This is a genomic window from Leifsonia shinshuensis (genome assembly GCF_031456835.1).
Taxonomy (GTDB): Bacteria; Actinomycetota; Actinomycetes; order Actinomycetales; family Microbacteriaceae; genus Leifsonia; species Leifsonia shinshuensis_C.
On record NZ_JAVDVK010000001.1, the window covers coordinates 2205034 to 2227298 of the forward strand.

The following is a 22265-nucleotide window of genomic DNA, read 5'->3' on the forward strand; positions in this document are numbered from 1 at the left end:
CCCGTACTCCCGGGGGCGTCCCCGTGAGGTGCACTGCGGGCGTCAGACCACGCTCGGCAGCGCCCCCTGGTCGAAGTACGGCGCCGGCTCGCTGGCCGCGACCGCCCACGCCCGCGACAGCGCCGTGAACGCCCGGTCGTACTCCTCCGGCGTGTAGGTGATCGGGATGCGCAGGAAGCGCTCGAACGCTCCGTCGAGCCCGAACCGCGGACCGGCCGCGATCAGGAGGCCGTGGCTGCGGGCCGCGAGTGCCAGCGCCGAGCTCACCGGCGCCCCGATGCCCACCCACGCGGTGAGGCCGCCGTGCTGCGGCGGAACGGTCCACTCCGGGAAGGTCTCAGCGACCAGCCGGTGGACCTCCGCGCGGCCGAGCCGCAACTGCTCCCGGCGCTCCTCGGCGATCTCGGCGAGCTGCGGGAGAAGCTGCGCGACGACCAGCTGCTCGATGACCGGCGTTCCGAGGTCGGTCGCGGGCTTTGCGGCGATCAGGCGCTGGATGTGCGAGCGCTCCGCGCGGATCCAGCCGATCCGGAGGCCGCCCCACAGCGTCTTGCTCGCCGAGCCGATCATCACGATCGGGGCCGCCGGCGTCGCGGGGTCCGCGTAGCTGGGGAGCGGCAGGTACTCGCCGACCCGGTCGATGTCGAGCTCCGCGGTCGTCTCATCCGCGACCACGATCGTGCCGTGGCCGGCCGCCGCGGCGAGCACCCGGCGACGCGTCTCCGGGCTCATCGAGGCGCCGGTCGGGTTGTGGAAGTCCGGGATCAGGTACGCCAGCGCAGGATTCGCCCGGCGGAACGTCTGCTCGATGCCCTCCGCATCCCAGCCGTCCGTCTCCTCCCCCAGCCGGTGCGGGCCCTCCTCGGGCGCCGTGACCGTGATGGGCACGAGCCGCGCGCCGGCCAGCCGCATCGCCTCAATGGCGTGCGGGTACGTCGGCACCTCGATCACGACCCGGTCGCCGCGCTGCAGGAAGGTGCGCGCGATCAGCGCGATGGCCTGCTGGGCGCCGACGGTGACGAGGATCTGGCCGGGGTCGGTCGGCAGCCCCCGGCGGGTGTACCGCTCGGCGATCTCGGCGCGCAGGTGCGGCAGGCCGACCGGGTCGTAACCCGGGTCGGGCAGGAAGCGCGGCAGCTCCTCGGCGGCCGCCCGGGCCGCGGCGGCGAGCGGAGAGGCCGCGGGGAGCGACGCCTTGGTGAAGTCGAGCATCCCCTCGCCGCCGGTCGCGGGCAGCGGAAGCGTGCGCCCGGGCAGGCGGGTGACGCTGCCGGAGCCGCGGACGCTGTCGACGAAGCCGCCCTCCCGCAGCTGCCGGTACGCCGCGGCGACGGTGGTGCGGCTCAGCTGCAGCCGGCCGGCGAGATCTCGCTCGGCGGGCAGACGGGTGCCGATCGGGACGCGCCCGTCGAGCACGAGCAGCCGGATGCGGTCGGCGAGGGCGGCGTAGGACGCGGCGGAGGTGCGCCAGGTCCCGAGCAGGAGTTCGAGAGACCGGGCGGTGAGCTGCGCATCCGACATGCAGGCCACTTTAGGCGAATTGGCATCTTGCCGCCAGTCCAATCATCGCGATTGGATTGTTCCCATGACCACCCGCCTCCTCCTCACCCGGCGCCTCGTGCAGCTGCTGATCGGCCTGTTCCTCTACGGCATCGCCATCGCGCTCATGGTCCGCGCCGGCATCGGGCTGTCGCCGTGGGATGTGCTCGCCCAGGGGGTCTCCCTCAAGACGGGCATCCCGTTCGGCCTGGTGACGAACATCGTCGGGCTGGTCGTGCTCGCCTTCTGGATCCCGCTCCGCCAGCGGCCGGGACTCGGCACGGTGCTCAACGTCCTGCTGGTCGGGCCGAGCGCGCAGTTGGGGCTCGACCTCCTCCCGCAGCAGACGGAACTGTGGGCGCAGGTGCTGTTCTTCGTCGGCGGCCTGCTCCTTCTCGCCGTGGCGACCGGCCTCTACATCGGTCCGCGCCTCGGACCCGGCCCGCGCGACGGCCTCATGACGGGCCTGCATGCCCGCACCGGACGGCCCATCTGGATGGTGCGGACCGCCATCGAGGTGACCGTCCTGATCATCGGGTGGGCGCTCGGCGGGAACGTCGGCGTCGGGACGCTCGCGTTCGCGCTGCTGGTCGGCCCGCTGTGCAGCATCACCCTCCCCTTCTTCGCGATCCGCCTGCCGCAGGACGCTGCAACGGCTGCGGCGGCGCTGGAGAGCGAGCTCGAGGGAACGGCCGAGCAGTCGGCCGGCCTCGAGGAGGAGCAGGGTGCCGTCCGTTTCGACGTGCGCGACGGCATCCTGCTCGAATCCGACCGGGCGGCGCACGACCGCGCCATCCGCCCGGACTCCCCCTTCGTCCACGGCCCGCAGCCCGACCGTGCGCCCGCCGACCCTCCGTCGGAGCGCTGCCCGCGCGCCTCCCGCGTCGTCGCCGCCCACTGGCTCGACGACCGCCTCACCGGCCGCCCCCGCCACCCCTGACCTCGCTCGCCCTCGCGCCCCCACCGTCGAGTACACGAAAAATGCACGGTTTCAGCTCGAAACCGTGCACTTTTCGTGTACTCGACGGGGGGCTCAGCGCGCTAGACCGGAACGACCCGGGGGCGCGGGTCAGGCGAGGTGCTGGGCGTAGTGGCGGAGGGCGTCGCGGACCAACGTCGCGCCGGCCTCCCCGCCGTAGTTGGCCGCGAAACGGGGGTCGGCGACGTACATGTCGCCGAGACCGCTCAGGTACGCGGCGAGCGGGGCGCCGGTGCCGTAGCCGGGCGTGCCCGGGATGTCGGCCAGCCAGTCCGCGTGACGTCGCGCCAGCTCCTGCGCCCGGTCGGAGTCGGGTGCGACCCCGTCCGCGGCGGCCGCCTGCCAGTCGGCGGCGAGACGCTGCTGCCGCTCCTGCCAGTCGCGGCGCTCCTCCGGCGTCTTGCTGCGCCACCAGCGGTCGGAGGAGGCGTACGCCTCCTTCCCCCAGCGCTCCTCGACCTCGTCCTTGTACTGCGTGTGATCGAAGCCGTCGAACATCTGCTCGGCCATGATCTCCTCTCCTTCCTCCACGGCGTGGATCGTCGACTCGACCGACGCGATCTGCCGCGCCAGCCGTTCCCGCTCCGTGCGCAGCCACGCGAGGTGGTCGCGCAGGGCGGGCGCCGCATCCGTCCGGTCGTCGAGCACCCGGCCGATGGCGTCGAGGCCCAGGCCGAGGTCGCGGAGCAGCAGGATGCGCTGCAGCCGCATGAGGGAGTCGCGGTCGTAGTACCGGTAGCCGTTGCCCCCGACCCGGCTGGGCTTGAGCAGCCCGACCGCGTCGTAGTGCCGCAGCGTCCGGCTGGTCGTCCCGGCGATCCGGGCGATGTCCTGGATGGACCAGTCCATGTCCCCTCCTCTCATGCGATGCAGCACCCACGCTAGGAGTTGACGCTACGTCAAGGTCAAGCGCGTCGCTAGAGTGACGGTGTGAGTGGCATCCGTTCGACCGTCCGCGTGGCCCCCGGCATCCTCTTCGTCGAAGGACCGCTCTCCAACTGGACTGTCTTCCACGGCGCCGGCGCCGTGGAACTGGTCGACTGCGGCTACCCCGCGGACCTTCCGCTGGTCGAGGAGTCCATCCGCATCGCGGGGGCCGACCCGGCCGACCTGCGCCGCATCCTGATCACCCACGGGCACTCCGACCACCTGGGCGCGAGCGCCAGGCTCGCCGCCGAGCGGGGCGTCGTGGTGGCCGCGTCGCCCGCCGAGCTCCCCAACGTGCGCCGCGACGTCACCGAGCAGGTCACCGTGGCCGACCTGTTCCCCTCGATCTTCAAGCGGGGAACGGTGCGCTGGGTGGTCGCCGCGGTGCGCGCCGGCGGCCTGGGCGACGTCGGCGTGCGGGATGCGGTGGCCGTGGAGGGCGAAAGCATCCTGCTCAGCACCGGACACGAGCTCCAGCTGGTGCCGGCGCCCGGGCACACGACCGGGAGCGTCTGCTTCTTCGAGCCCGAATCGCAATCGCTGCTGTCGGGCGATGCCGTCGTCAGCGGTCATCCACTGCTCCGTGACTCGGGCGATCTGCAGCAGCTGCCCGGGTTCTTCCAGCACGACGCCGACGAGGCGGCCCGGAGCGCCCGGAGGCTCGTCCTCTGCGACGCGGCCCGCATCCTGCCCGGGCACGGACCGATCGTCGAGCTGGCCCCGTATGCCGCCGGCTAGCGGCGTCGCCGCCGCCTAGCGGCCCCGCCGCCTAGCGCTTCGCGCGTGCCTTCGGCCCGCCGCCGGCGGCCGCCGGCTCGCGCTTCTCCGCCTGCTCCGCCGTCGTCGCATCGGCCTGCGGCTGCGGCTCCGGGATGGTCGCCGCCACGTCCTCCGCGCTCTCGGCCGGGTCGCCGATCGTGAGCGGCACCGGGTGGATGTGGATGCGCGTGTGCGCGCGCGACGCGGGCACGAGGGGCCGGCGTGCGACCGGGCGCACCGGCTCGCCGCGGCGGTCCTGGCCGGGCAGCGGGCGGGAGCGGCGGCCGTAGATGAGCGACGACGAGTCGAGCAGCCACGGAACGAGGGCGACGGTGACGCCGTGGCACAGCATGAGCTGCTTGCTGATGCGGCGGGCGCGGTGGTTGTGCAGCAGCGACTCCCACCAGTGACCGACGATGTACTGCGGCAGGTAGACCGTCACGACCTCGGAGCCGTGCTCCTCCCGCCGGTGCTTGAGGTACTTCACCAGGGGGATGCCGAACTCGCGGTACGGCGACTCGATGATGGTGAGCGGCACGTGGATGTTCTGCTCGATCCACTGCCGCTGCAGCTTCTGGGTCGCCTCCTCGTCGATGGAGACGTGGACGGCCTCGATGGAGTCGTGCCGGGCGGCGATGGCGTAGTCGAGCGCCTTGAGGGCCGGCTTCTGCATCTTGCCGATGAGGACGATGGCGTGGTCGCCGACGCTTCCGAACGTCGTGACCGGGTCGACCTCGACCTCCTTCTCGACGTCGCGGTAGTACCGGTTCACGCCGAGCATGAGGAACCAGAGGATCGGCATGAAGATGAAGACCAGGTACGCGCCGTGCGTGAACTTGGTGATCGTCACGACGATGAGCACGATCGCGGTGAGGCACGCGCCGAACGCGTTGATGCAGAGCGAGCGGATGATCCCGGTGCGTTCACGCCCGGTCTGGCCGCCCTCGCGCAGCAGCGAGATCCAGTGCTTCACCATGCCCGACTGGCCGAGGGTGAACGACACGAACACCCCGATGATGTAGAGCTGGATGAGCTGGGTCAGGTTCGCCTGGTACACGACCAGCAGCACCGTCGCCGCCAGCGCGAGGATGATCATGCCGTTCGAGTACACGAGGCGGTCGCCGCGGGTGTTCAGCGCCTTCGGGGCATAGGAGTCGCGGGCGAGCACCGAGCCGAGCAGCGGGAAGCCGTTGAAGGCGGTGTTGGCCGCCAGCAGCAGCACCACCGCCGTCGCGGCCTGCACCAGGAAGAAGAAGAACGTGTTGTTGCCGAAGGTGGCGGCGGCGATCTGGGCGATCAGGCTGCGCTGCGGCGACGTCGCGCACTGCGCCCAGCCTTGAAGGTCGCACGGGTTCTCGGCGTAGTGGACGCCGCTGATCAGGGCAGTCGCGGTGAGTCCGGCGAACAGGGTGATGGCGATGCCGCCCATGAGTCCCAGAGTGATGCGGGCGTTGCGGATCTTCGGCGTGCGGAACGCGGGGACGCCGTTGGCGACCGCTTCGACACCGGTCAGAGCCGAACATCCACTCGAGAAGGCGCGCAGCAGCAGGAGCACGACGGCCGCCTGGGTGAGGGAGTCGGCGTGCACCTGGTACCCGGCCGACTCGGCCACCGGAGCGTCGCCGAAGGCGGTGCGGATGAGCGCCGTGACGACCATGAGGCCGATGCTGCCGATGAAGATGTACGTCGGCAGCGCGAACGCCTTCGACGACTCCCGCACGCCGCGCAGGTTGACGGCAGCGATGACGATGACGCAGAGGATGGCGAGCTCGACCCGCCAGGGGGCGAGGAAGGGGAGCGCGGAGATCACGTTGTCGACGCCGGACGCGACCGAGACGGCGACGGTGAGCACGTAGTCCACCAGCAGCGCGGACGCGACGACCAGCCCGGCCTTCTCGCCGAGGTTCTTGTGGGCGACCTCGTAATCGCCGCCGCCCGACGGGTACGCCTTGACGAGCTGCCGATAGCTGAGCACGACCGTGACGAGCAGGACGACGACCGCCGCGGCCACCCACGGCGCGAACGTCAGGAACGCCAGCCCGCCGAGCAGCAGGATCATCAGGAGCTCCTGCGGAGCGTAGGCGACGCTCGAGAGCGCATCCGAGGCGAAGATGGGTAGGGCGAGGTGCTTCGGGAGCAGTTGTCCTTCGAGCTTCTCACTCGGAAGCGGGTCGCCGATCAACCAGCGCTTCGGGGATCTCCCCTCATTTGTCACGAGGTGCGAGCATACTCGCTGGCAATGCACTGTCAAGTCGGCGCGTCGCGCCCCCAGCACCCTCCCGATCTGCAAACACTGGGCGTTGCCCTGCAGACGGGTCGGGTGTGGCGGATTGGCGCGGCACGGCGACCGGCAGTGGTCTCACTGGGAGCCGGATGAGCATTCGCTGACTCTTTCCCAAAGCCGAACGCTCGCGCTCAGCGGCGGCTGAGCGCCTCGGCGACGGTGCGCCGAACGCGGTCCAGTTCGCCCTTGAGGAGCGGGACGACGTCGACGGGGAGGGCGCCGCGCGCCGCCTCGGAACGCAGGTCCGTTCGCAGCTGCTGACGGAACTCGTTGAGCGCCGCCTCCGCATCCCGGACCGCCGTCATCCCGGCTGCGCGTGCATCCCGGCCGGCGTCTCGGGACTCCTGGCGCGGGTCGACGCGCGACGCGTTCCGCTTCGCCTCCCGGGCGGCCGACGCCAGCTCGGCGCGCAGCGTGCGCATGGCGTCGTTCACGCCCGCGCGCACCTCGTCGGCGAGCCGCCGGACCGAGTCGGTGACCTCCTCCTCGATCGCGTCCAGCTCGGGTCGGCGGGCGTCCAGCTCCGCGCGCCCGGCGTCCGTGATCGCGTAGACGGTCTTGCGGCCCTCGGTGGTCTTGGTGACCAGCCCCTCCTCCTCGAGCTTGGCGAGGCGGGGGTAGATCGTCCCGGCACTGGGGCTGTACGTGCCGCCGAAGCGGTCGCTGAGCGCCTGGATGAGCTCGTAGCCGTGCCGTGGGGACTCGTCGAGGAGGCTCAGCAGGTACAGCCGGAGGCTGCCGTGCGAGAAGACGGGGCTCACGCCGACGCCTCCTGCGCATTCGCGCCCTGCGCCGTCGCGGCACTGCGCAGCACTGCCGCATCGCCCGAAACGGAGTTGACGTTGATCTCGACCCAGGTGCCGTTGAGCGTGCCGGAGGTGCCGGTGTAGCCCCTGCCCATCCCGCCGACCACGGTCATGTTGTCGAGCTGCACCTTCCCCGACACCGTGTTCACTCGGTAGCGCGCGCCGACGGCCTCCGGGATGCGGATGGTCGTGTCGCCGGAGACCGTGTTCACGGCGATCTCGTCCGGGGTGCCGGTGACGTCGATCATGACGTCGCCGGAGACGCCGTCGGCCGAGAAGCGGCGGATGGCGCCGGTCGCGGTCACGTCGCCCGAGACGGTGTGCGCGGAGATGCGGCCCGTGTGGTCGCGCACCGAGAGCTCGCCGTTGACGGAGTTGAGCTCGATGTCGCCGGTGAGGCCGTCGGCGACGACATCCCCGGACACGGTGCTGAGCCGCGCGTCCGTGTGCAGTCCGGAGACCAGGGCGGTCGCGGAGACGACGCCGAACTTGAGCTCGACATCGCGCGGCACGAGCACGCTGACGTCGGCCCGGGCGCTGGACCGCATGGACTTGAAGACCTCGATGAAGTTGTCCCAGCGCAGCTGCGGGTGGTCGATCTCGAGGCGGTCGCCGTCGATGACGATCTTCAGGTCACGCCCTTCGACCGAGTGGACCTCGATCCGCGCGCCGGGCTCGTCGTGCCCGACGATGTCGATCTGACCGCCAATGAATCCGACCTTCAGCGCGCGGACGAGCTCCACATCGATGGTGCGGCTCTCGCCCGGCTGGATCAGCCACTTCTCCTGTGCCATGGTTCGTTCTCCTTGCTTCTCCGGTCCATGCCGGGACCGTCGGTGACTCGCGTTATATCGCGACTGTTGACGGATTCACGATATATCGCGATTACGAGGGATGCAAGGGCGCGCGGGCAGGATTCCGGGAGTTCAGGGTCGGGTCAGGGAGAACCCCGAGTGAACTACCGGCGGAGCCAGGGCTGCAGCAACCGGGTGACGAACGGCAGCAGCACGTACGTCATGGTGGGCGTCAGGCAGAGCGTGCTGAGCAGCACCGTCGCGAGCGGCCACAGGCTGTGCCAGCCCGGCACGAACGTCACGGTGAGGTACGTGAAGGCGAGCGACAGCGGGAAGAATCCGAGCCAGATCGTCACGGCCTGCTTCCAGCGCGGCGGCGCCGCGGGCACGCCCGGCTGCGGCTGGTCGAACCAGCCCTCGATGCCGGTCCTCCGCTCGACGCGGGACACCTCCACCAGCTCGCGACCCGCGTAGAGCCAGTCGGCACGGTCGTCCGACGCCTCCCAGGCCTCCAGGGTGTCCGCGTCCGCGAAGCGGTAGAGCATGTGCCACTCGTCGGAGTCGGCGTGGGCGCGCACCCAGCCGGAGCCGAGGAAGCCGTCGTACGTGTTGGCCAGGTTCACGCCGGCCTGCACCCAGTGGGTGACCTCGGCCAGGCGCGTGCTGTCGACACGGCGGGTGATGGACACGGTGATCGGGAGGCGACGCGCTCGTGGCGCATCCAGCAGAGGCTCTTGTGGAGACATGCCTCCATTGTCTCCGCAGCGCGTTACACGCGGATTTCAGAGCGTGCGGTCGCCGATGAGCGACGGACCGTCGCGCACCACCAGGCGCGGCGTCACCAGGCGGTGACGCGGGTCGGTCACCGGGTCGCCGCGCTGGACGCGGCCGCCGTGTGCGCCGGTGAGCAGTTCCAGCACGCCGGCGGCGACCTCGTCGAGCTGCTGGGCGACGCTCGAGAAGCCGAGCGCCTCGGCGACCGGCGTGTCGTCGTAGCCGACGACGGGGATGCGGCCCGCCGTCGCCGTGAGGGCGCCGAGCGCGAGGGAGTCGGAGACGCAGACGACCCCGTCGAGGCGGCCGGCGCGCTGCTCGAGGCGGCGCACCGCGTCCGCACCGTTCGGGACGACGTCCTCCACCGCCGCGTCGAGCAGCCGGAGCTCCTCCTCGGTCAGACCGCTCCCCGCGCGCATCGCCTCCAGCCAGCCGGCGCGGCGGTCGTCGCCCGTCCCGGACCCGCTGGGCCAGCCGATGAAGCCGATGCGCGGACCGCCGCGGGAGAGCAGATGCGCCGTCGCCTCGCGCACGCCGGCGCGCCCGTCCACATCCACCCACAGATGTTCGGGATCGGTCATGTCGTCGATGCCCCACGGGCGGCCGAAGGTCACGAACGACCGGCCGTTCTCGATCAGCCACTCCGTGCGGGGGTCGCCGTGGAACGTCGACGTGAGCACGAAGGCGTCGACGTCGGCGGCGTCCGACAGCCGGCGGAACTGCTCGATCTCGTCCTCCGGCCCCGTCGCGGTGAAGAGCAGCACCCGGAGACCCTGGCGGTCGGCCTGCTCGGTGAGCGCGTGCAGGAACCGGTCGAGGATGCTGCCCGAGATGCCGTCCTGCGTGATGGGGTCGAGGCGGATGCCGATCGTGGAGCTCTTCTGCGTGCGGAGCCGGCGCGCCGAGGCGTGGGGCCGATAGCCGAGCGAGTGGATGGCGGCCTGTACCCGCTCCCGCGTCTCCGGGCGGACGAGCTCCGGCGCGTTGAGCACGTTCGACACGGTCTGGCGGGACACCCCGGCGACGCCGGCGACGTCGGTCACGGTCGGCTGCGCACCCATCGCCTGGCCTCCCTCCGGCTCGTCTCGTGGCTGGATACGACCCTAGTGGGCTGCTTGACACCTGTGGAAGCGCGCGGTTACTGTGACAGGCATCCCGGTTTGATCGTTCAAACTCAGCGTAGTGGCTGCCGATTTGATCGATCAAACCAGGAGTGACGAATCAGGCGACGGAGCGGAGGAGGTCGGATGCGCGCATCGCAGCGGAGCACCGGCACCGGCTCCGGCGTGCCCGGGATCCGCTCACAGACCGCACCATCCGACGGGTTGTCCACAACCTTCCCGCCCCTTCCCGTGTGCGCCCCTCCTCGCGGGCACACTCATACCAAGGAGACACGAATGCGCAAGATCACACACCGCTGGCTCGCGGGCGGCGCCGTCGCCGCGGCGACCGCGCTCGCCCTCACGGCGTGCGGCTCCGGCTTCGGCGGCAGCAGCAGTTCCGACACCGGCAAGCTCACCTCGTCCGACAAGGCGCTGACCGTCATGATCGGCTCGTCCGGCGACGCCGAGACCACCGCGGTGAAGTCCGCAGTGTCCGACTGGTCCAAGAGCTCGGGCACCAAGGCGAACCTGGTGGTCGCGAGCGACCTCAACCAGCAGCTCTCGCAGGGCTTCGCCGCGAAGAAGCCGGCCGATGTCTTCTACCTGTCCACCGACGCGCTGGCCGGGTACGCGTCGAACGGGTCGCTGCTCGCCTACGGCGACCAGCTGAGCAACAAGAGCGACTTCTACCCGGGCCTGGTCAAGTCCTTCACCTACGACGGCAAGTTCTACTGTGCGCCGAAGGACTTCTCCACGCTCCAGCTGGTGATCAACACCGACGCCTGGACGGCCGCCGGGCTGACCGACGCCGACATCCCGAAGACCTGGGACGACCTCGAGGCCGTCGCCAAGAAGCTCACGACGGGCAGCCAGGTCGGGCTCGGCATCTCGGGCGAGTACGCCCGCATCGGCTCGTTCATGGTCCAGGCCGGCGGAAACCTCATGAATGAGGACAGCACCAAGGCCACCGCGAACAGCGAGGCCAACGTGAAGGCGCTCGCCTTCGTCAAGCAGATGCTGAACGGCGGGGAGCTGAAGTACGCGAAGGACCTCGGCGCCGGCTGGGGCGGCGAGGCGTTCGGCAAGGGCCTCGCGGCGATGACGATCGAGGGCAACTGGATCACCGGCGCCCTCAAGTCCGACTTCCCCAACATCAAGTACAAGATCGCAGAGCTGCCGAAGGGACCGGCCGGCCAGGGCACGCTGCAGTTCACCAACTGCTGGGGCATCGCCGCCGACAGCCCCAACCAGGCCGCCGCGCTGAAGCTGGTCGAGAAGCTGACCAGCAAGTCGGACCAGCTCGCCTTCTCGAGGGCCTTCGGCCCGATGCCGTCCATCAAGTCGGCTGCCGACGAGTGGAAGTCGGACAACCCCGACCTGGTGCCGTTCCTGAACGCCGCCGACTACGCCAAGGGCGTGCCGACCGCGAAGGGCTCCGCCGACGTGGTCACCGACCTCAACAGCAAGCTCGAGTCGCTGGCCACCGGCGACCCGAAGTCCATCCTCGACACCACGCAGAAGAACCTCGAAGCGCTGCTGAAGTAGCACGCGCCCACCGGAGGAAAGGCCCGTCATGTCTGCAACCGCGAGTCGGTCTCGTCGCACCGGAATCCGGCGCGGCGAGGCCGCCTCGGGGTGGTTGTTCACCGCCCCGGTCATCCTGCTGCTCGGCGTCTTCCTCGTCGTCCCGGTGCTGATGGCCCTCTGGGTCAGCTTCTCCGACTGGGGCGGTCGCGGCAGCCCCTTCTCGCCGGACGTGAAGTTCGTCGGCCTCGACAACTACGCCACGCTTCTCGGCGGAGGAGGGCTGGCCGAGCAGGACTTCGGCACCGCGCTCAAGAACAACGCCTGGTACGTGGTGCTGGTCGTCCCCATCCAGACCGCGGTGTCGCTCGGTCTCGCCGTGCTGGTCAGCCGCGCGATCCTCCGCGGCCGAGGGTTCTTCCGGACCGCGTTCTACTTCCCCTCGGTGACGAGCTCGGTCGCCATCACGGTGCTCTGGCTGTTCCTGTTCAGCACGAGCGGGGCCGTCAACAAGGTGCTCTCCTGGTTCGGGATCAACGGCCCGAACTGGTTCAACGATCCCAGCGGGATCATCCACAACTTCCTACGGCTCTTCGGCGTCGCCCAGGGACCGGCCGCGCTGACTCAGAACACCGCGCTCGGCGTCTCCTGGTGGGACTGGCTCGGCGGCCCGTCGGTGGCGATGACGGCGTTCATCATCATGGCCGTGTTCACCACGAGCGGCACCTTCATGCTGCTCTTCCTGGCGGCCCTGCAGAACCTCGGCGGCGACGTGACGGAGGCGGCGATGATGGACGGCGCCAACGGCTGGCAGCGCTTCTGGCGCATCACCCTCCCGCAGCTCCGGCCGACGCTGTTCACCGTCCTGACCCTCGGACTGATCGGTTGCTGGCAGGTGTTCGACCAGATCTACACGGGCACCCGCGGCGCGCCGGGCAAGACCACCCTCACCCCCGCGTACCTCTCTTATCAGACGTCGTTCGTCAACCAGGAGTGGGGCCAGGGCGCGGCCATCGCGTTCATCCTGTTCGTCATCATCGTCGTCTTCACGATCTTCCAGCGCTGGGTGCTCCGGGATCGGAAGGTCTCGAAGCGCCGGATGCGGCTCTACCAGCCGGCGCTGGCGGCGGGGACGGCCGCAACCGGCGCTCCGAGCAGCGTGCCGGCCGCGCGCGAGACCGACGATCCCGACCGGAAGGGAACGCTCCGATGAGCACCACAGCGATGCAGAGCGAGCGCGGCGCAGCCGTCTCGCCACCGCCGCCCTCCCAACGGCCCGCCGGCCGCCGGCGCTCCGCGAGCACCGTGGTCGCGACCTCCGTCACCTACGCGGTGCTGGTGGTGCTGGCGATCGTCTACATCATGCCGTTCCTCATCCAGCTGGCGACGTCGTTCAAGACGGACGCGGAGGCGGCCTCGAACCCGGTCGCGCTCATCCCGCAGACCTTCACCACGGCGGCCTACGCGAAGCTGTTCCTCAACTCCGACTTTCCCGTCTGGTTCGCCAACTCGGCGGTCGTCACCATCGTGGTGACCCTGGGCCGGGTCTTCTTCGACTCGCTGGCCGGGTACGCGCTCGCGCGCCTGCACTTCCGCGGCCGCTCGGTCGTGTTCGCCGCCCTCGTCGCCATCATGGCGGTCCCGACCGTGGTGCTGCTCATCCCGAAGTTCCTGGTGATCAACCAGCTCGGCATCTACGACTCGTACACGGGCATGATCGTGCCCCTGCTGACGGACGCCGCGGGCGTCTTCATCATGAAGAACTTCTTCGAGTCCATCCCGGCAAGCGTCGAGGAGCAGGCCCGCATCGACGGCGCGGGGACGTTCCGTGTGTTCTGGTCGGTCGTGCTCCCGATGGCGCGGCCCGCGCTGATCACGATCATCATCCTGTCGTTCCAGGGGTCGTGGAACGAGCTGGCGCACTTCATCGTCTCCACGCAGAGCCCGGCCCTGACCACCCTGACGAAGGGCGTCGCGGGCCTCGCCAGCGGGCAGCTCAGCCAGGGGACGCAGTACCCGCTGAAACTCGCCGCTGCCGCGGTCATGACGATCCCCGTCGCCGTGGTCTTCTTCATCTTCCAGAGACGGATCATGAACGCGAGCGAGGGGGCCGTGAAGGAATGACGGCAGCCACCACCATGACGGACACCACCACCGAGCACGAAAGCACCACCGCCACGATGACCCAGCCCCTCCAGCCGCTCCTGCACGACAGCGTCGTGGTGCTCACCGCACCCTCGCAGGCCTGGTCCGCACCGGACGGGAGGATCGACGGGCACGGCATCCACGGCTTCTACCACTCGGATCTCCGCGTGCTCGATCGCGTGGTCCTCACCATCGGCGGCGCCGAGCCCGAACACATCGCGACCGCCGGCCCGGATGCGGCCACCGCCGTCTTCACGGGACTCGCCCGCGGCATCGACGACCGCACGGCCGATCCGCGCGTGCGGGTCGACCGCACCCGCGTCGTGGGCGCGGGCTCCCTGGAGGAACGGCTCGTCCTGCGGAGCGCGCTCGGCGCGCCGGTCCGCACCACCATCGAGGTGGCGCTGCACGCCGACTTCTCGCCCATGCAGCAGATCAAGGCGGGTCTCACCGGCAGCGAGCATCCGGTGAGCGTCGACGCCACCGACCACGGAGCGGTGCTCCGCAGCGGGCCCATCACCGCGACGGTCCGCGCACCCCGGGCTCACGTGACCGTCGACGGGGATGCCTGTGTGCTGCGCTGGCAGGTGGAGGCACCGGCCCACGGCGAGGCCGTCGTCGAGTGGAGCATCGAGGTCGACGACCCGACAGCGGTGGTCGCCGGCGCGCGCCCCTCCGAGGAGTGGGCGGCGTTCGAGGCCCGCACCGACGACTCCCGCCTGGGCTCCTGGCTGCGGCAGGCGGTGGCCGATCTGCAGGCACTGCGCATGTCGACGCGCGAGCGTCCCGACGACGTCTTCCTGGCGGCCGGCGCCCCGTGGTTCTTCACCCTCTTCGGGCGGGATTCGATCTGGGCCGCCCGCCTGCTCCTCCCCCTCGGGCACGAGCTGGCCGCCTCGACGCTGCGCGTGCTGGCGCACTACCAGGGCACCCGCGTCGTGCCGGACACCGCGGAACAGCCGGGCAAGATCATGCACGAGCTCCGGCCCGGCGCGCTCGCCATCCCGGGCGAGGGGGTCGTCCTTCCGCCTCTCTACTACGGCACGGTCGACGCGACCGCGCTGTGGGTCTGCCTGCTGCACGACGCGTGGCGGTGGGGAATGCCCCGGCACGAGATCGAGCCGCTCCTCCCGCACCTGGAGGCGGCCCTGGCGTGGATGCGCGACTACGGCGATAGCGACGGCGACGGCTTCCTCGAGTACGTCGACACCACGGGCCACGGACTGGCGAACCAGGGATGGAAGGACTCCGGCGACTCGATTCAGTGGCGCGACGGCACCCTCGCCGAGGGACCGATCGCCCTCTGCGAGGTGCAGGGCTACGCCTACGAGGCGGCCATCGGCGGCGCGGAGCTGCTCGACGCGTTCGACCGGCCGGGCGGCGACCGGTGGCGCGACTGGGCGGCGGGGCTCAAGCAGCGGTTCGCGGACGCCTTCTGGATCGACGACCCGGCGGGCGCCTACCCCGCCGTGGCCCTCGACGCGGCGAAGCGGCGCGTGGACACCGTCACGAGCAACATCGGGCACCTGCTGGGGACGGGCATCCTGGATGCGGACCAGGCCGCGCTGGTCGTGCGCCGTCTCGTCTCCCCCGAGCTCTCGTCCGGCTACGGTCTGCGGACGATGTCCACGGACTCCGCCGGCTACTGGCCGCTCAGCTACCACGGCGGCAGCGTGTGGGCGCACGACACGGCCATCGTCGTACGCGGCCTCGCGCACGACGGATTCCGCGAGGAGGCCGCCGTGCTGTCCGACGGGCTGCTCGCAGCCGCCGCCGGCTTCGGCTACCGGATGCCGGAGCTGCACGCGGGAGACGGCGCGGACGAGACGACGTCGCCCATCCCCTACCCCGCGGCGTGCCGCCCGCAGGCGTGGTCCGCCGCGGCGGCGGTGGCCGTGCTCGGCGCGCAGCTGGGGCTCCGGCCGGACGCAGCGGCGGGCGTGCTCGAGGTGGATGCGGACACGGCCGCGGGCGGGATGCGGGTGAGCGGGTTGCGGTTCGCGGGCGAGAGCCGCGACATCACGGTCTGACGCGTCGGCCCGGCCCAGTCGGCTCCTACAGCTGCGCCATGATTTGGCGCGCGATGATGCGTCCCGCGCGGTTGGCCCCGATCGTGGACGCCTGCGGCCCATACCCGGCGAGGAATATGCGCGGGTCCTGCCAGGAGGCGCCGGACGCGACGGTCAGTCCGCCCGACTTCTCCCGCAGCCGAAGCGGCGCCAGATGACGCAACTCCGGACGGAAGCCGGTCGCCCAGATGATCGCGTCCGCCTGCGTAAACGAGCCGTCCGGCCAGCGGACGCCGTCCTCCTCGATCCGGGTGAACATCTCCCGCTCGATCAGCACACCGCGCTCGATGCCCGCGGCGATGCGTCGCGTCCGCGGCACGCCCGTGCCGCTCACGATCGACGGGAGCGCCTGTCCGGCCCGGGCTGCGGCGTCCTGCATCGCGACGGCCGCGACGCCGCCCTCGATCGTCAGCTCGGACTCGTCCCGGAAGTCGACGGGCCGCCGGGTCGCCCAGGTCAGCGAGGACGCGATGCCCTCGAGCTCGAGCAGGAACCCGATCGCGCTCGTGCCGCCGCCGACCACCACGACGGACTGCCCGGCGAACTCGTCCGCCGACAGATAGCTCGACGTGTGCACGTGCCGGCCGCGGAAGTCGTTCATGCCCGGGTAGTACGGCACGAACGGCGCACCCCAGGTGCCTGTCGCGTTCACGACGATGCGCGTGCCCGTCTCGCCCGCCGTGTGCTGGACGACGAGGTCGGCGCCGCGGTCGAACACGCTCGTGACGGTCACCGGGCGCTGCACATCCAGCCCGAAGTATTCCTCGTAGCGGCGGTAGTAGCCGGCCACGATGTCGCGGGCCGGAAGGGATCGGTCCGCCGTGTCGAAGCTGAGCCCCAGCTCCGACATCCCGGGGAGGTCGTTCACGTGGTGGGCGCTGCCGAGCTTGAGCGCATCCCACCGGTGCTGCCACGCTCCCCCGGTACGCGGACCCCGGTCGTAGACGATGAAGTCGACCCCGGGAGTCAGCTCGAACCGCCTCAGGTAATACGCCACGGCGAGGCCGGCCTGGCCTGCGCCGATCACCACCACCTGGGTGTCGGTCCTGGTCGTGCTCACGCGCTCATCCCACCACTTCTCGCTGTGCGGCGACTCGGGGTGCCATGAGGGCCGCATGCTAAACTCGATGCTAGTTTTCACTGTTCTTATTCGATCCCCGGCGAGTCTCTCGTGCGGGCTGGGACCAAAAGGGGGTCACGCATGGGGCGCGGCCGTCAGAAGGCGAAGCACACCAAGATCGCTCGCCAGTTGAAGTCGTTCAGTCCTTCCGTGAATTACGACGCCCTGGAGCGTGAGCTGACCGGTCATTCCCACAGCGAAGACGACCAGTACGCCAAGTGGGCGGAGTACGAATCCGACGAGGAGACCGAGTCGGAGGACGAGTACGAGTACGACGACGAAGACGAGGAGACGGGCACCCCGAAGCGCGCGTAGCGCCGCCCTTCGCTCCTGAGCCAGCCCTCCCCAGAGCCAGGCCCGCCGGGTCGTCAGCGATCCGGCACCCCGAAAAGCTGTCACCGTCGGGACGTGACGTTCGTCATGCCCGCGCTTCACGCATCCCCACCGCGCGCACGAGGCCGAGCACACCCAGGATGCCGCCCGCGGTGAGCAGGATGCCCCCGGCGAGCATGGCCAGGTCCTGTGCGGTGCTCGCCGTCGCGGGCGCACCGTCGGTGGGGTCGTCCGGCGGCAGCGCCGAGGACGCACCGGGCAGGGCGCCCGCCCGGTTCGCCCCGTTGCCCGCCGCCGGCACCGCGGCCGGCACCGCAGGGAGGCGGACGGTGGCCGACGCTCTGGTGACGGCGGTGGATGCGCGCTGCAGCAGCACGAAGAAGGTCGCGGCGGGCGATCCTGCGGGGCGCGGCGGCAGGTCGACGCGGACCGTCGCGGTGGTCTGCCCCTCGTCGAGCGCGACGGTCGTCGCCAGGGGCGAATAGTCCGCTCCGGCGGCGGCCGTGCCGTCGGCGGTCATCAGGTCGGCCGACGCCGTGCCCTCCGCGGAGGCGCGTGCGACGGTGACCAGCACACTGCTGCTCCCGGTCACGACCGATCCTACCGCGACCTCGAGCGGCGCGCTCGGAGCTGTCGCGGTGACGGTCGCGCTGCCGCCGGAAGGGAGGAGCCCCGAGCCGTCGGCCGGGAGGTAGGTCGCGGTCACCGTGTGAGCGCCCGCGGCCGCCACCGGAAGGTCCGCCCGGGCGACGCCCGAGGTGGAGACGGGAGCGGTCACCGCTGGGCCGCCGTCCAGGGCGAACGCGATCGCGCCCGTGGAGGGCGGCGCGAGCAGCATCCGCGTCACGGCGGCGGAGACGGAGACCGTGTCGCCCGCGCTGATCCGTTCCGGCGCGCTGACCGCGACCGCAGTGGCCGCCGTGCAGGCGGGAGCGCCGTCGAAGCGCACCGCAGTGGCGCCGAGGCGCCAGGCGAGGTCCGGTTCGGCGGCCGAGTCGAGGGTGAGCAGCCAGACGCCGTGGTGCTCCCCCGGCGCGAAGGTGGAGGGCTGGCCGCGGTCCGCGGTGCCCGCGGTGAGGTCGTTCGTCCCGGATGCGGCGGGCACGGTCACGGGGCTGGCCGCGGTCGAGCGATACCCGAGCACGACCGTGCGGGACGAGACGGCGCCGAGCGGCGCATCCTGCACGCAGTCGACCAACGGCACGAGCGCATCCGCAGGCCCGGCGGCGGACGCAGGCGCCGGTGACGGCGCCGATGGCGCAGGGGTCGCGGGTGGAGGGGACGCGGGGAGCCCGGCCGCCGCAGCGGGCGCCGCTCCCAGCAGCGCACCGACAGCCGCGAGTGCCACCGCACCCGCCATGCGAAGGCTGGCGTGCGGTCGGCTCACACGCGCCACTCTAGCGGCAGGCGCGGGCGGGGCGCTCCGACCAAAAAGGGTGACGCGGGCTCAGGCGGCGTAGCCGCCGACGAGGCGCACCGCGCCGCCGTCGACGCCCTTGGCGCCCTGCTCGAAGCCGGTGAGGTCGCGGGCGCCCGTGGACACCGTCCCGGCACGCCAGGTGGGAATGCCGTCGGCGGTGAGCGCGGCCGCGACCGCCTCGGCCGCCTCCGGAGCGACGACGGCGAACATGCCGATGCCGAGGTTCCAGGTGCCCTCGCTCGACTCCAGGCTGCTGCCCGCCAGGTCGCTCAGAATGCGGAACACCGGCGTGGGCGACCAGGTCGAGCGGTCGACCTCCACCCACGACCCGACCGGGAGCACCCGCGCGAGGTTCGCGGCGATGCCGCCGCCGGTGACGTGACTGAGGGAGTGGATCGCTCCGCCGAGGGACGCATCCTGCATCACCCGCAGCAGCGGTCCCGTGTAGAGCCGGGTCGGCTCCAGCAGCGCCTCGCCCACGACGCCGCCGAACTCCTCGGAGCGGTCGGTGAACCCGATGCCGCGCGCGGCCAGGATGTGGCGGACCAGCGAGAAGCCGTTCGAGTGCAGTCCCGACGAGGCCATCGCGAGCACCGCATCCCCGTCGCGGACGCGCTCGGCGCCGAGCACGTCGTCGGCCTCCACGGCTCCCACCGCAGCGCCCGCGACGTCGTAGTCGTCGGCTCCCAGCAGGCCGGGGTGCTCGGCCGTCTCACCGCCGACCAGGGCCGTTCCGGTCTCGGCGCAGGCGCCGGCGATACCGGCGACGATGGCGGCGATGCGCTCGGGGACGACCTTGCCGCAGGCGATGTAGTCGGTCATGAAGAGGGGACGCGCGCCCACCACGACGATGTCGTCGACGACCATGCCCACGAGGTCCTGGCCGATCGTGTCGTGCTTGTCGAGTGCCTGGGCGATGGCGACCTTGGTGCCGACGCCGTCGGTGGAGGTCGCGAGCAGCGGCCGGCGGAAGTCGCGCAGGAAGGACACGTCGAAGAGGCCGGCGAACCCGCCGACACCACCGAGCACCTCGGGGCCGTGGGTGCGGCCGACAGCGGCCTTCATGAGCTCGACGGCCCGGTCGCCGGCCGCGGTGTCGACGCCGGCGGCGGCGTAGGAGGCGGACGAGGAGGCGGTGGAGTCGGTCACCGCTCCATCGTATCGGCGGAGGCGGGCGCCTCCCGCCTCACTCCTGGCGGCCGGGGTCGCCGAACGACAGCAGCGGCTCCAACTCGGAGTCCGGGCCCGGCTCGCAGCCGTCGGAGGTCGCGTCGGAACCGTCGTCCGTCGCGGCGACGGCCGGACGCTCGAGCAGGTTCTTGCCGAGGTGGTGCGCATCCGGCAGCTCGATCGGGTAGTTGCCCGTGAAGCACGCCGTGCAGAGGCGCTCGCGCGGCTGCTCGGTCGCGTCGATCATGCCGTCTTCGGAGAGGTAGCCGAGGCTGTCCGCACCGATCGACTGGCGCACCTCCTCGACCCCGAGCCCGGTCGCGATGAGCTCGGCGCGCGACGCGAAGTCGATGCCGTAGAAGCACGGCCAGGTGATGGGCGGGCTGGAGATGCGGACGTGCACCTCTGCTGCGCCCGCCTCACGGAGCATCGAGACCAGGGCGCGCTGGGTGTTGCCGCGGACGATCGAGTCGTCGACGACCACCAGGCGCTTGCCCTTGATGACCTCCTTGAGCGGGTTCAGCTTGAGCTTGATGCCGCGCTGGCGGATGGTCTGCGACGGCTGGATGAACGTGCGGCCGACGTAGGAGTTCTTGACCAGGCCCTGTCCGAACGGGATGCCGGACGCCTGCGCGTAGCCGATGGCGGCGGGCGTGCCGGACTCCGGGGTCGGGATGACGAGGTCGGCCTCGACGGCGTGCTCCCGGGCCAGCTGGCGGCCCATCTCGACGCGGGCCTCGTAGACGCCGCGGCCGGCGATGGTGGTGTCGGGACGCGCGAGGTAGACGTACTCGAAGACGCATCCGGCGCGCTTCTCGGTCGCGAACCGCTGGCTGCGCAGTCCGTTCTCGTCGATGGCGATCAGTTCGCCCGGCTCGACCTCGCGCACGAAGCTGGCGCCGACGATGTCGAGGGCGGCGGTCTCGGAGGCGACGACCCAGCCGCGCTCCAGCCGGCCGAGCACCAGCGGTCGCACGCCCTGCGGGTCGCGCGCCGCGTACAGAGTGTGCTCGTCCATGAAGACGAGGCAGTAGGCGCCGCGCAGGCGCGGAAGCACCTCGAGGGCGGTCGACTCGAGGGTGTGGTCGAGGTCGCCGGTCAGGAGCGCCGTGACGACGGCCGTGTCGGTCGTGTTGCCGCGGGAGAGCTCTCCGTCGTGCTGCGGGTAGCGCTCGTGCACGAGCTGCATCAGCTCGGCGGTATTCGTCAGGTTGCCGTTGTGGCCGAGGGCGACGGTTCCGCTGGCCGTGGACCCGAGCGTCGGCTGCGCGTTCTGCCAGCTGGACGCTCCGGTCGTCGAGTAACGCGTGTGGCCGACGGCGATGTGGCCGGGGAGCGAGTTGAGCGCGTTCTCGTTGAACACCTGCGAGACGAGACCCATGTCTTTGTAGATCAGGATCTTGTCGCCGTCGCTCGTCGCGATGCCCGCCGACTCCTGGCCGCGGTGCTGGAGCGCGTAGAGCCCGAAATAGCTGAGCTTCGCGACCTCCTCACCGGGGGCCCAGACGCCGAAGACACCGCAGGCGTCCTGCGGTCCCTTCTCGCCGGGAAGCAGTTCGTGACTGAGAAGACCGTCGCCTCCGGCCACAGCGGACCCCTTTCAGGAAGTCGGGATGTTCAGCTCTCGGTGTCGCTGGTGGTGCTCTGCGTGCTGCCCTGCGTGGTGCTCGGTGTGCCGGGCTCCGGCTGCGAGCCCTCGCGCCGTGCAGGCGACGACCCGGGCTCGGTGACGCGCACGTCGATTCTATCCGCCTGGACGCTGCGCGCTCGACGCGCGGTGGTGCGGTCGAGGATGAGCGCGACGACCGCGCCGACGGCGACGCCCACGGTGACGCAGATCGCGAGCAGGAAGCCGAAGACGCTTCCGCGGTCGTACGTCGGGTTCTCCGGGAACGCGAAGGTGAGGATGAGCGCCACGATGGCGAACAGCACCGCGCCCGTGATCATGAACCGGAAGTACCGCGGCGAGCGCCGCACCCGCACCTCGGCCGGGGTGACGGTCTCTTCGACCTCGTCGACCGGCTCGTCCTGCGGGGTGTCGCTCATGACTCCCATTCTCCCAGATCGAAGCTGGGTGACCGTCGGTGACGGAACCTTACGGAACGGCGACGGCGGTCAGTAGCGCAAGGGCACGAGGCCCTCGAGGGAAGCGCGCTGCCCGGAGGCGTGGACGGCGCCCGAGGCGACGCCCTCCTCCCAGGTGAGCGACCCGGAGGCGAGACCGAGCCAGGTGGCCGCATCCATCTCGACGACGTTCGGCGGGGTCCCGCGGGTGTGACGCGGACCGGGGATGCACTGCACCGCACCGAACGGCGGCACCCGCACCTCGACGGTGTTGCCCGGCGCCCGCTCCGCGAGCAGCTGCAGCAGGTACCGCACGGCCGTAGCCGTCGTGTCACGGGGCGCTCCCCCCGCGACGGCGGCCCGGACGGCCGGTCCACCCACGTCGTCCGCGATCTTCGCTCTCGCCATGCGTTCCATCCTTCCACCCGGCTGAGCCGCGGCATCCGCTCCCTCTA

20 protein-coding genes are annotated in these 22265 nt (G+C 71.2%); 7 read left to right on the top strand and 13 right to left on the bottom strand.

Features of this window, described 5'->3' with window-relative positions:
* Positions 1–42: 42 nt before the first annotated feature.
* On the bottom strand, positions 43–1521 hold the full coding sequence (gene yczR / locus J2W45_RS10765) for a MocR-like transcription factor YczR (protein WP_310131650.1): 1479 nt from the start codon (positions 1519–1521) through the stop codon (positions 43–45).
* A gap of 64 nt (positions 1522–1585) precedes the next feature.
* Between yczR and yczE the strand changes: the two genes are divergently transcribed.
* On the top strand, positions 1586–2479 hold the full coding sequence (gene yczE / locus J2W45_RS10770; protein WP_310131652.1) for a membrane protein YczE: 894 nt from the start codon (positions 1586–1588) through the stop codon (positions 2477–2479).
* 129 nt (positions 2480–2608) lie between these two features.
* Here the strand turns inward: yczE and J2W45_RS10775 are convergent, their stop codons facing one another.
* Positions 2609–3367 carry a MerR family transcriptional regulator gene (locus J2W45_RS10775; protein WP_310131653.1) on the bottom strand — a complete coding sequence of 253 codons (759 nt, stop codon included), beginning with the start codon at positions 3365–3367 and terminating at the stop codon, positions 2609–2611.
* A gap of 81 nt (positions 3368–3448) precedes the next feature.
* Here J2W45_RS10775 and J2W45_RS10780 point away from each other — a divergent pair, with 81 nt between their 5' ends.
* On the top strand, positions 3449–4183 hold the full coding sequence (locus tag J2W45_RS10780; protein ID WP_310131655.1) for an MBL fold metallo-hydrolase: 735 nt from the start codon (positions 3449–3451) through the stop codon (positions 4181–4183).
* Between the two features lie 31 nt (positions 4184–4214).
* Here the strand turns inward: J2W45_RS10780 and J2W45_RS10785 are convergent, their stop codons facing one another.
* From J2W45_RS10785 to J2W45_RS10805, 5 genes are all read right to left on the bottom strand, one after another.
* A complete protein-coding gene (locus J2W45_RS10785) occupies positions 4215–6386 on the bottom strand; it encodes an APC family permease (RefSeq protein ID WP_310135006.1) in 2172 nt (723 codons plus the stop codon).
* Positions 6387–6619: 233 nt separating this feature from the next.
* Positions 6620–7249: a PadR family transcriptional regulator gene (locus tag J2W45_RS10790; protein WP_310131657.1), complete on the bottom strand. Its 630-nt coding sequence runs from the start codon at positions 7247–7249 to the stop codon at positions 6620–6622.
* Positions 7246–8088 (bottom strand): DUF4097 family beta strand repeat-containing protein, encoded by an 843-nt coding sequence (locus J2W45_RS10795; protein WP_310131658.1) that lies wholly within the window; start codon positions 8086–8088, stop codon positions 7246–7248. The genes J2W45_RS10790 and J2W45_RS10795 overlap by 4 nt, the downstream gene beginning before the upstream one ends.
* Before the next feature lie 164 nt (positions 8089–8252).
* The gene (locus tag J2W45_RS10800) at positions 8253–8834 is read right to left on the bottom strand and encodes an antibiotic biosynthesis monooxygenase (RefSeq protein ID WP_310131660.1); all 582 of its coding nucleotides are present in this window, start codon (positions 8832–8834) and stop codon (positions 8253–8255) included.
* 36 nt (positions 8835–8870) lie between these two features.
* Positions 8871–9923 carry a LacI family DNA-binding transcriptional regulator gene (locus J2W45_RS10805; protein WP_310131661.1) on the bottom strand — a complete coding sequence of 351 codons (1053 nt, stop codon included), beginning with the start codon at positions 9921–9923 and terminating at the stop codon, positions 8871–8873.
* Positions 9924–10259: 336 nt separating this feature from the next.
* Here J2W45_RS10805 and J2W45_RS10810 point away from each other — a divergent pair, with 336 nt between their 5' ends.
* From J2W45_RS10810 to J2W45_RS10825, 4 genes are read left to right on the top strand one after another with little or no spacing between them, the layout of a single operon-like run.
* The gene (locus tag J2W45_RS10810; RefSeq protein WP_310131664.1) at positions 10260–11510 is read left to right on the top strand and encodes a sugar ABC transporter substrate-binding protein; all 1251 of its coding nucleotides are present in this window, start codon (positions 10260–10262) and stop codon (positions 11508–11510) included.
* Between the two features lie 28 nt (positions 11511–11538).
* Positions 11539–12702, top strand: a complete 1164-nt coding sequence (locus tag J2W45_RS10815; protein ID WP_310131666.1) for a carbohydrate ABC transporter permease — start codon at positions 11539–11541, stop codon at positions 12700–12702.
* Positions 12703–12713: 11 nt separating this feature from the next.
* The gene (locus J2W45_RS10820; protein WP_396427116.1) at positions 12714–13613 is read left to right on the top strand and encodes a carbohydrate ABC transporter permease; all 900 of its coding nucleotides are present in this window, start codon (positions 12714–12716) and stop codon (positions 13611–13613) included.
* Positions 13610–15664, top strand: coding sequence for a glycogen debranching N-terminal domain-containing protein (locus J2W45_RS10825; RefSeq protein WP_310131670.1), 2055 nt, complete (start codon positions 13610–13612; stop codon positions 15662–15664). Before J2W45_RS10820 ends, J2W45_RS10825 begins: the two co-directional genes overlap by 4 nt.
* A 25-nt stretch (positions 15665–15689) precedes the next feature.
* On the opposite strand, the gene J2W45_RS10830 is transcribed toward J2W45_RS10825, so the two are convergent.
* The gene (locus tag J2W45_RS10830) at positions 15690–16763 is read right to left on the bottom strand and encodes an NAD(P)-binding domain-containing protein (protein WP_310131672.1); all 1074 of its coding nucleotides are present in this window, start codon (positions 16761–16763) and stop codon (positions 15690–15692) included.
* A 141-nt stretch (positions 16764–16904) separates the two neighbouring features.
* Here J2W45_RS10830 and J2W45_RS10835 point away from each other — a divergent pair, with 141 nt between their 5' ends.
* A complete protein-coding gene (locus J2W45_RS10835; RefSeq protein WP_310131674.1) occupies positions 16905–17138 on the top strand; it encodes a DUF3073 domain-containing protein in 234 nt (77 codons plus the stop codon).
* A gap of 103 nt (positions 17139–17241) precedes the next feature.
* Here J2W45_RS10835 and J2W45_RS10840 read toward each other — a convergent pair whose 3' ends face one another.
* From J2W45_RS10840 to J2W45_RS10860, 5 genes are all read right to left on the bottom strand, one after another.
* Positions 17242–18543, bottom strand: a complete 1302-nt coding sequence (locus tag J2W45_RS10840; RefSeq protein ID WP_310131676.1) for a Calx-beta domain-containing protein — start codon at positions 18541–18543, stop codon at positions 17242–17244.
* Positions 18544–18603: 60 nt separating this feature from the next.
* Positions 18604–19725 (bottom strand): phosphoribosylformylglycinamidine cyclo-ligase, encoded by a 1122-nt coding sequence (purM, locus tag J2W45_RS10845; protein WP_310131677.1) that lies wholly within the window; start codon positions 19723–19725, stop codon positions 18604–18606.
* 37 nt (positions 19726–19762) lie between these two features.
* Positions 19763–21334 carry an amidophosphoribosyltransferase gene (gene purF / locus J2W45_RS10850; RefSeq protein ID WP_310131679.1) on the bottom strand — a complete coding sequence of 524 codons (1572 nt, stop codon included), beginning with the start codon at positions 21332–21334 and terminating at the stop codon, positions 19763–19765.
* Between the two features lie 29 nt (positions 21335–21363).
* Complete coding sequence (locus tag J2W45_RS10855) at positions 21364–21792, bottom strand: hypothetical protein (protein WP_310131681.1); 429 nt, start codon at positions 21790–21792, stop codon at positions 21364–21366.
* A gap of 69 nt (positions 21793–21861) precedes the next feature.
* Positions 21862–22218: a sterol carrier family protein gene (locus J2W45_RS10860; RefSeq protein ID WP_310131684.1), complete on the bottom strand. Its 357-nt coding sequence runs from the start codon at positions 22216–22218 to the stop codon at positions 21862–21864.
* Positions 22219–22265 lie beyond the last annotated feature (47 nt).

Bases quoted from the DNA above. Each gene is read 5' to 3' on its own strand.
- J2W45_RS10810 (WP_310131664.1), top strand. From the start codon at position 10,260: ATGCGCAAGATCACACACCGCTGGCTCGCGGGCGGCGCCGTCGCCGCG.
- J2W45_RS10795 (WP_310131658.1), bottom strand. From the start codon at position 8,088: ATGGCACAGGAGAAGTGGCTGATCCAGCCGGGCGAGAGCCGCACCATC.
- J2W45_RS10775 (WP_310131653.1), bottom strand. From the start codon at position 3,367: ATGGACTGGTCCATCCAGGACATCGCCCGGATCGCCGGGACGACCAGC.
- yczE (WP_310131652.1), top strand. From the start codon at position 1,586: ATGACCACCCGCCTCCTCCTCACCCGGCGCCTCGTGCAGCTGCTGATC.
- J2W45_RS10855 (WP_310131681.1), bottom strand. From the start codon at position 21,792: ATGAGCGACACCCCGCAGGACGAGCCGGTCGACGAGGTCGAAGAGACC.
- J2W45_RS10860 (WP_310131684.1), bottom strand. From the start codon at position 22,218: ATGGCGAGAGCGAAGATCGCGGACGACGTGGGTGGACCGGCCGTCCGG.
- J2W45_RS10800 (WP_310131660.1), bottom strand. From the start codon at position 8,834: ATGTCTCCACAAGAGCCTCTGCTGGATGCGCCACGAGCGCGTCGCCTC.
- J2W45_RS10835 (WP_310131674.1), top strand. From the start codon at position 16,905: ATGGGGCGCGGCCGTCAGAAGGCGAAGCACACCAAGATCGCTCGCCAG.
- J2W45_RS10820 (WP_396427116.1), top strand. From the start codon at position 12,714: ATGCAGAGCGAGCGCGGCGCAGCCGTCTCGCCACCGCCGCCCTCCCAA.
- J2W45_RS10825 (WP_310131670.1), top strand. From the start codon at position 13,610: ATGACGGCAGCCACCACCATGACGGACACCACCACCGAGCACGAAAGC.
- J2W45_RS10805 (WP_310131661.1), bottom strand. From the start codon at position 9,923: ATGGGTGCGCAGCCGACCGTGACCGACGTCGCCGGCGTCGCCGGGGTG.
- yczR (WP_310131650.1), bottom strand. From the start codon at position 1,521: ATGTCGGATGCGCAGCTCACCGCCCGGTCTCTCGAACTCCTGCTCGGG.
- J2W45_RS10815 (WP_310131666.1), top strand. From the start codon at position 11,539: ATGTCTGCAACCGCGAGTCGGTCTCGTCGCACCGGAATCCGGCGCGGC.